The following is a 6,628-nucleotide window of genomic DNA, read 5'->3' as shown; positions in this document are numbered from 1 at the left end:
CTGCGAGGGGGCGCGCTCGCGCGACGCTGCCGGTCTGCCTCCCCGTCCGGCGACGTCTTCGACGTCTCGACGCGTGATGAGCCCGTCGAGACCAGCCGGCGTGATCAGGGCGATGTCCACGCCGAGATCCTTCGCCAGCTTCCGCACCGGTGGAGTGGACCGCGGTCGCTCGGCGAGGGTGTCGGCGGCCGTGTCGGTCAGCCGGATCGCGTCATGAGGTGCGGCCTCGAGGATCGCCGTGTCGGCGCCGGCGCTCGATTCCCGGGCCGCGGCGCGGCGACGACGTCGGCGCGCGGGTGTGCCGACGGCCGCTCCGTAGCCGACGAGGTTTGCCGGCGCGGGCTCCTCCTCCGCCTCCGCGGTCGCAGCGACCTCGACGGCATCCCCCTCGACCCTGCCCGTTCCGCCGGTCCCGTCTCCTCCGGCGTCGCCCGACGCAGCAGCGGTGTCGACGCTCACCAGGACGGCACCCACGTCGACGACGTCGCCCGGCGCCGCGTGCAGTGTCCTGACCACCCCGGCGAAGGGCGAGGGGATCTCCACGACGGCCTTGGCCGTCTCGACCTCGGCGAGCGTCTGATTCAGCGACACCGTGTCGCCCTCGGCGACGTGCCACTGCACGATCTCGGCCTCGGGCAGCCCTTCACCCAGGTCCGGGAGCCGGAAGTCCTCGCTCATCGAACCGCCTCCTCCGCCTCCGGGATGACGACCTCGTCCTCGAACCCCGTCGGGCTCGCGGGTCGTCCCAGCACCCGGTCCACCGCATCGAGGATCCGATCCAGATCGGGCAGGTGCAGTGCTTCGAGCTTCGCCGGCGGGTAGGGGATGTCGTGCCCGGTCACCCGTTCCGGCGGCGCCTCGAGGTAGTGGAAGCATCGCTCGACGAGGCTCGTGATGACCTCCGCCGCCATCCCGGCCTCGCCGCCGGCTTCGTGGGTCACGACGACCCGGCCGGTACGTCGCACCGATGCCGCGAGCGTGCGGTAGTCCACGGGTGACAGGGAGCGCAGATCGATGACCTCGATCGACACGCCGTCCTCCTCGGCGGCGGCCGCGGCATCGAGCGCCGTCGTCACCTGGGCACCGTACGTGACCAGCGTCACATCGTGGCCGGGGCGGGCGACACGCGCAAGGCCCATCGGCGAGGCGTCGGCGAGATCGACGTCGAGGTCGACGTCTCCCTTGCGGTGGTAGAGCCGCTTCGGCTCGAAGAAGACGACCGGATCGTCGCACGCGATCGCCTGCCGGAGCATGACGTACGCATCCTGCGGCTGCGACACCGCGATCACCCGAAGGCCGGACGTGTGCACGAAGTAGGCCTCCGGCGACTCGGAGTGGTGCTCCGCGGCCCCCACCCCGCCCGCCCAGGGGATGCGGATGGTGAGCGGCATGCGCACGCGTCCTTGCGTGCGATAGTGGAGCTTCGCCACCTGACACACGATCTGGTCGAAGGCCGGGTAGACGAACCCGTCGAACTGGATCTCGACCACGGGTCGGAATCCGCGGTAGGCCAGCCCCACCGCGGTGCCTACGATGCCCGCCTCCGCGAGAGGGGTGTCGATGACGCGCGCCGGCCCGAACTCGTCGAGGAGCCCGTCCGTGACGCGGAAGACGCCGCCCAGACGCCCGATGTCCTCCCCCATCAGCACGACGCGCTCGTCGTCGCGCATCGCTCTGCGCAGACCGTGGCCGAGCGCTGCAGCCATCGTCAACCGGCTCATCGCGCGTTTTCCTCGTCGTCGGCGAATCCGTCGAGGTACGCCCCGAACCGGCGACGTTGTGCCGCGAGCGCGGTGTGCGGCTCGGCGTAGACGTCGTCGAACACCGCGAGCGGCTCCCGGGAGCGCGCGTGGAGCGCGGCATCCCGAACCGCTGCCGCGAGCTCATCCGCCCGGTCCGCCACGCCGGCTTCGAAGGCGTCGTCCCACGCGTCCTCGGCCTTCAGGAGCGCCTCCAGCCGCATGATCGGGTCGCGCTGCGCCCACACCTCGAGGTCTTCCGGAGCGCGATAGCGCGTCGGATCGTCGGAGGTCGTATGAGGCCCCATGCGATACGTCACGGCCTCGAGGAAGGCGGGGCCCGCTCCGGAGCGCGCATGATCGGCTGCCCACCGCATGGCGGCCAGACACACGAGGACATCGTTCCCGTCGATCCGCATGCTCGGAATGCCGAAGCCGGGCGCGCGCCCGGCGATGGGGAACCTCGCCTGCACCGTGACCGGCTCCGAGATCGCCCACTGATTGTTGGAGCACACGAAGACGACCGGAGCGGCGAAAGACGACGCGAAGACCATCGCCTCGTTGACGTCGCCCTGGCTCGTGGCACCGTCGCCGAAGTAGGCCACGGCGATCTCCCCGCCGCGATCGCGCTGGATGCCCATCGCGTACCCCACCGCGTGCAGCGACTGCGCCCCGATGATGATCTGCGGCGGCGCGGTGCGCATGCGCTGCGGGTCGTAGGTCGCGTGGACCTCGCCACGCCAGGAGAGCACGACATCCGCGGGCTCCGCGCCGCGCACGAGCCCGACTCCGAGCTCGCGGTAGCTGGGGAACACGAAGTCGTCAGACCGCAGGGCCCGAGCGGTGCCGACCTGCGCGGCCTCCTGCCCTCGGCAGGGTGCCCAGAGGCCCAGCTGACCCTGACGCTGCAGCGCGACCCCCTCGGTGTCGACGCGCCGGACGAGCGACATGTCCCGGTACAGGTCCCGCAGGAACGCATGATCAACGTCGTCGACCCAGGGATCGAGTTCACCGTCGGAGACGCGCGTGCCGTCAGCACGGATCAGACGGGCGACCTCGTCGATGTCGGTCGCCGGATCAGCGGTCGGATTCAGGGTGTGCATCGTCGTCATCCCTTCCGGCGGTCCTGCCCTCGTGAGGCCGGATCCGCCGCGTCGGCCGGCATCCTCGCCGGTGCTGCCGACGATACGGCGGTATAACACCTAGCTCAAGCATGCGCCCGCACCATGAGCATGTTGCGTATATCCACCCCCGAAGCGCGTGCTAATGTCTCGCACTATGACCACTCTGGACCGCACCGATCTGGAACTGCTCTCGGCCCTGTCCGCCGACCCCCGCGCGACCGTCGTCGCCCTCGCCGAACGACTCGGCCTCTCGCGCAACACGGTCCAGGCACGTATGGCCAGACTCGACCGTTCCGGTGTGTTCCTGTCCTACGAGCGCGCGATCTCGGCATCGGCCCTCGGCTTCCCGATCGAGGCGTTCATCAGTGTCATGGTGCGGCAGGCGGACCTGCCCCGCATCCGCGCGGAACTGGCCCGCGTTCCCGAGGTCGTGCAGGCGGACGGATTGAGCGGTCAGGTCGATCTGCTCGTGCGCGTCGCATGTCGCGACACCCAGCACCTCTTCGACACGGATGGCCGCATCCTGGCCATCGACGGTGTGGAGCGCACCGAGACCTCCCTCATCATGGGAGAGGTGATCGGGTACCGCGTGGCGCCCTTGATCGACCTCGCCACGCGCGAAGCCTGAGCCGCGCGGAAGACGCTCACGCGGCGAGGAAAGCCTCGATGGCCGCCGCCGCCGCCTGGGGCGTCTCGTAGTGGATGAGATGCCCGACATCGGGAATCTCCACGAGCGTCGACTCCGCGAACGTGGCCGCGAGCACGCGCTCGGCCTCGATCGGGGTGATGTCATCCCTGTCGGCGGCGATCAGGAGCGTCGGCACGGTGATGCGCGAGGCGAATTCGCGCACGTCGTGCGAGACGGAGGCGACGAATGCGTCATGGAGCACGTCGCGGTCGGCGAATCGTGAGAAGTAGGTGTCGTGCTGGTCGTGCACGAACCGACGCACCTCCGCATCCTTCGTCTTCGCCATCGACACGCTCATCACCCGCACGATGACGCCGTTGCGGAGCAGCGCCTCCCCCAGCGGTCGAGGAAGGGCCGCACCGGCCCGGTAGTACAGCACGGCAAGACGGGTGAGGATGCCGCGGGGCCCCTCGAGCGCGGGCGCGCCGATCGGGTTCACCAGGACGAGCCGCGGGGTCGCCAGCCCGTCTGCCACCGCGGAGGCGGCGATGATCGAGCCGAAGGAGTGCCCCAGGACGACCGCGCCGGGCGCGACCGCCGCTGCGAAGGCGATCAACCACCGCGTGTAGGTGTCGATGTCGTGCGTGAGGCCCGGGATCGAGGGTGTCTCCCCGAAGCCCGGCAGATCCGGCATGACGAAGCGCACTCCCGGCAGGAACGCCACGACCGGTTCGAGACCGTGATGCTCGCCCCGGAATCCGTGGACGGCGAGGATGGTCGTCGTGGCATCGCTGTCGCCGTACTCCCACCACACGGTGGGCGAGCCCAGCACGTCGGTCTCGTGTCGCTGCATCGGGATCGCCGCGAGACGCGCGGCGTAGGGGTGCGGAGCGGACACCCGCCGATTCTACGCGGGACGCCGCGGGCACAACGACGACAGCCCCGCCGAAGCGGGGCTGTCGTGAACGGGCTGCTTACTTGGAGCCGAAGTTCTTGAAGCGCTGGTTGAACTTCTCGACGCGACCGGCCGAGTCCATGATGCGCTGCTTGCCCGTGTAGAACGGGTGCGAGGACGACGAGATCTCGACGTCGATCACCGGGTACTCGACGCCGTCGAGCTCCATCGTCTTGTCGCTGGTCACCGTCGAACGGGTGAGGAAGGTCTCGCCCGAGCCGAGGTCGCGGAAAACGACCGCCTGGTAGTCGGGGTGGATGTCAGTCTTCATGGCGTTCCTTGAGGGGTCGGGCCCCTTGAGTTCTGAGGGACCGGTGAAAGTCGAGGCGCAACGGCACCAGCGGACAAGTCTACCAGGTGTCGCCTCGGCGCCGGGAATCGAGGTCAGTGCGCCGCGCGGGCGGCGTAGCGGCCGTTGTGTTCGGTGAGGTCGATCGGAACGCCGAACGCCTCGGTGAGAGCCGCGGAGGTGAGGGTGTCGGCGAGGGGGCCGGCGCCGACGACACGGCCGTCGCGCAGCAGCAGCACGTGTGTGAAGCCCACGGGGATCTCCTCCACGTGATGCGTCACCATGATCATCGCCGGCGTCGTCGGCGCCTGGGCATAGCCGCCGAGAAGGGAGAGCAGCTCTTCCCGCGCGCCGAGGTCCAGGCTCGCGGTCGGCTCGTCCAGGAGCAGCAGCTCCGGGTCGGTCATCACGGCCCGGGCGATCGACACGCGCTTGCGCTCGCCGTCGGAGAGCGTGCCGAAGGTGCGGTCGGCGAGTTCGTCGAGCTTCCACTCGGCGAGCACTCGCAGCGCACGGCGCTCGTCGATGTCTTCGTAGTCCTCGCGCCAGCGCCCGAGCACGCTGAAGGCCGCGGTGAGCACCACGTTCAGCACCGTCTCCTCCGGCGGCACGCGACGAGCCAGCGCGGAGGAGGCGAATCCGATGCGCGGCCGCAGTTCGAACACGTCGCTGCGCCCCAGCCGCTCACCGAGGATCGTGACGGTGCCCGACGTCGGGTGCATCATGGTGTCCGCCATCTGCAGCAGCGTGGTCTTGCCGGCGCCGTTGGGGCCGAGGATCACCCAGCGCTCGTCGTCGTTCACCGACCAATCGAGGTGATCGATGATGTCCCTGGCGTTGCGGCGGACGACGACGTCGGAGTATTCGAGCACCTGCGGCATGCATCCCAGCCTATCGGCCGGCGGCGGCCACTTCGCGGTACAGGGCGGCGGTCTGTTCGGCGATGGCGCCCCAGCTGAAGTGCTCGGCGGCTCGGCGGCGTCCCGCATCACCGTACGCGCGGGCACGTGCGGGATCGGACACCACCTCGGTGAGCACGCGAGCGAGATCCGCGACGAACGCGTCGGGGTCGACCGGCGTTCCCGTGCCGTCCTGCACCTGCTCGATCGGCACCAGCCGGCCCGTGACGCCATCGACGACGACCTCGGGGATGCCGCCGGTCGCCGTGCCGACGACGGCCGCTCCGCATGCCATGGCCTCGAGGTTGACGATGCCGAGCGGCTCGTAGACCGACGGGCACACGAAGGTCGTGGCAGCGGCGAGAATCGTGCAGAGCTCGTCGCGCGGCAGGAGCCGATCGATCCAGACGACCCCCTCCCGGGTCTCCTGCAGGCCGCGCACGAGGCCCTCGACCTCCTCGAGGATCTGGGGCGTGTCGGGAGCGCCGGCGCAGAGGACCACCTGCACGCCGGCGGGCAGCGACTCGACGGCCCGGAGGAGATAGGGCAGGCCCTTCTGGCGTGTGATGCGACCGACGAACACCACTGACGGACGGTCCGGATCGATGCCTGCCGTGCGCAGGAACGCGTCGTCGCGCACCGGTCGCCACTGGGCGACGTCGATTCCGTTGTAGATGACCCGCACCTTGTCGGGATCGAGCGCCGGGTAGCTGCGAAGGATGTCCCGGCGCATGCCGTCGCTCACGGCGACGATCGCGGCCGCCGCCTCGTAGGCGGTCTTCTCGATGAAGCTCGACACCGCGTAGCCGCCGCCCAGCTGCTCCGCCTTCCAAGGGCGCAGCGGCTCGAGGCTGTGCGCGGTGACGATGTGCGGGATGCCGTGCAGCAGCGATGCGAGATGACCGGCGAAATTCGCGTACCAGGTGTGGCTGTGGACGACATCCGCTCCCCCGATGTCGCCGACGATCTCGAGGTCGATGCCGAGCGTCTGCAG

At 69.9% G+C, this 6,628-nt stretch carries 8 protein-coding genes; 1 reads left to right on the top strand and 7 read right to left on the bottom strand.

Annotated features, from left to right (window positions below; genetic code table 11):
- The 3 genes from B4E30_RS11385 to pdhA form a co-directional block, all read right to left on the bottom strand.
- Nucleotides 1-678 (bottom strand): biotin/lipoyl-containing protein (locus B4E30_RS11385; protein WP_286795380.1); only part of this gene is annotated, 678 nt, incomplete at its 3' end.
- Complete coding sequence (locus B4E30_RS11380; RefSeq protein WP_286795379.1) at nucleotides 675-1,721, bottom strand: alpha-ketoacid dehydrogenase subunit beta; 1,047 nt, start codon at nucleotides 1,719-1,721, stop codon at nucleotides 675-677. The genes B4E30_RS11380 and B4E30_RS11385, both read right to left, overlap by 4 nt.
- On the bottom strand, nucleotides 1,718-2,851 hold the full coding sequence (pdhA, locus tag B4E30_RS11375) for a pyruvate dehydrogenase (acetyl-transferring) E1 component subunit alpha (protein ID WP_286795378.1): 1,134 nt from the start codon (nucleotides 2,849-2,851) through the stop codon (nucleotides 1,718-1,720). Before pdhA ends, B4E30_RS11380 begins: the two co-directional genes overlap by 4 nt.
- Before the next feature lie 166 nt (nucleotides 2,852-3,017).
- Between pdhA and B4E30_RS11370 the strand changes: the two genes are divergently transcribed.
- Nucleotides 3,018-3,491, top strand: coding sequence for an Lrp/AsnC family transcriptional regulator (locus B4E30_RS11370; RefSeq protein WP_194383183.1), 474 nt, complete (start codon nucleotides 3,018-3,020; stop codon nucleotides 3,489-3,491).
- A 16-nt stretch (nucleotides 3,492-3,507) separates the two neighbouring features.
- Here B4E30_RS11370 and B4E30_RS11365 read toward each other — a convergent pair whose 3' ends face one another.
- The 4 genes from B4E30_RS11365 to glgA form a co-directional block, all read right to left on the bottom strand.
- On the bottom strand, nucleotides 3,508-4,389 hold the full coding sequence (locus B4E30_RS11365; RefSeq protein WP_286795377.1) for an alpha/beta fold hydrolase: 882 nt from the start codon (nucleotides 4,387-4,389) through the stop codon (nucleotides 3,508-3,510).
- A gap of 76 nt (nucleotides 4,390-4,465) precedes the next feature.
- Nucleotides 4,466-4,717, bottom strand: a complete 252-nt coding sequence (locus B4E30_RS11360; RefSeq protein WP_071043561.1) for a type B 50S ribosomal protein L31 — start codon at nucleotides 4,715-4,717, stop codon at nucleotides 4,466-4,468.
- Nucleotides 4,718-4,830: 113 nt separating this feature from the next.
- On the bottom strand, nucleotides 4,831-5,616 hold the full coding sequence (locus B4E30_RS11355) for an ABC transporter ATP-binding protein (protein WP_286795376.1): 786 nt from the start codon (nucleotides 5,614-5,616) through the stop codon (nucleotides 4,831-4,833).
- A 10-nt stretch (nucleotides 5,617-5,626) separates the two neighbouring features.
- On the bottom strand, nucleotides 5,627-6,628 hold a 1,002-nt coding region (gene glgA / locus B4E30_RS11350), incomplete at its 5' end, for a glycogen synthase (protein ID WP_286795375.1).

This window comes from Microbacterium sp. UBA3394 (assembly GCF_002358725.1).
Classification (GTDB): domain Bacteria; phylum Actinomycetota; class Actinomycetes; order Actinomycetales; family Microbacteriaceae; genus Microbacterium; species Microbacterium luteum.
This window is presented reverse-complemented; position numbering and strand designations above follow the sequence as displayed.

What these genes read in the sequence shown, in the direction of transcription:
- B4E30_RS11380 (WP_286795379.1), bottom strand. Translation starts at nt 1,721, where the DNA reads ATGAGCCGGTTGACGATGGCTGCAGCGCTCGGCCACGGTCTGCGCAGA.
- pdhA (WP_286795378.1), bottom strand. Translation starts at nt 2,851, where the DNA reads ATGACGACGATGCACACCCTGAATCCGACCGCTGATCCGGCGACCGAC.
- B4E30_RS11370 (WP_194383183.1), top strand. Translation starts at nt 3,018, where the DNA reads ATGACCACTCTGGACCGCACCGATCTGGAACTGCTCTCGGCCCTGTCC.
- B4E30_RS11360 (WP_071043561.1), bottom strand. Translation starts at nt 4,717, where the DNA reads ATGAAGACTGACATCCACCCCGACTACCAGGCGGTCGTTTTCCGCGAC.
- B4E30_RS11355 (WP_286795376.1), bottom strand. Translation starts at nt 5,616, where the DNA reads ATGCCGCAGGTGCTCGAATACTCCGACGTCGTCGTCCGCCGCAACGCC.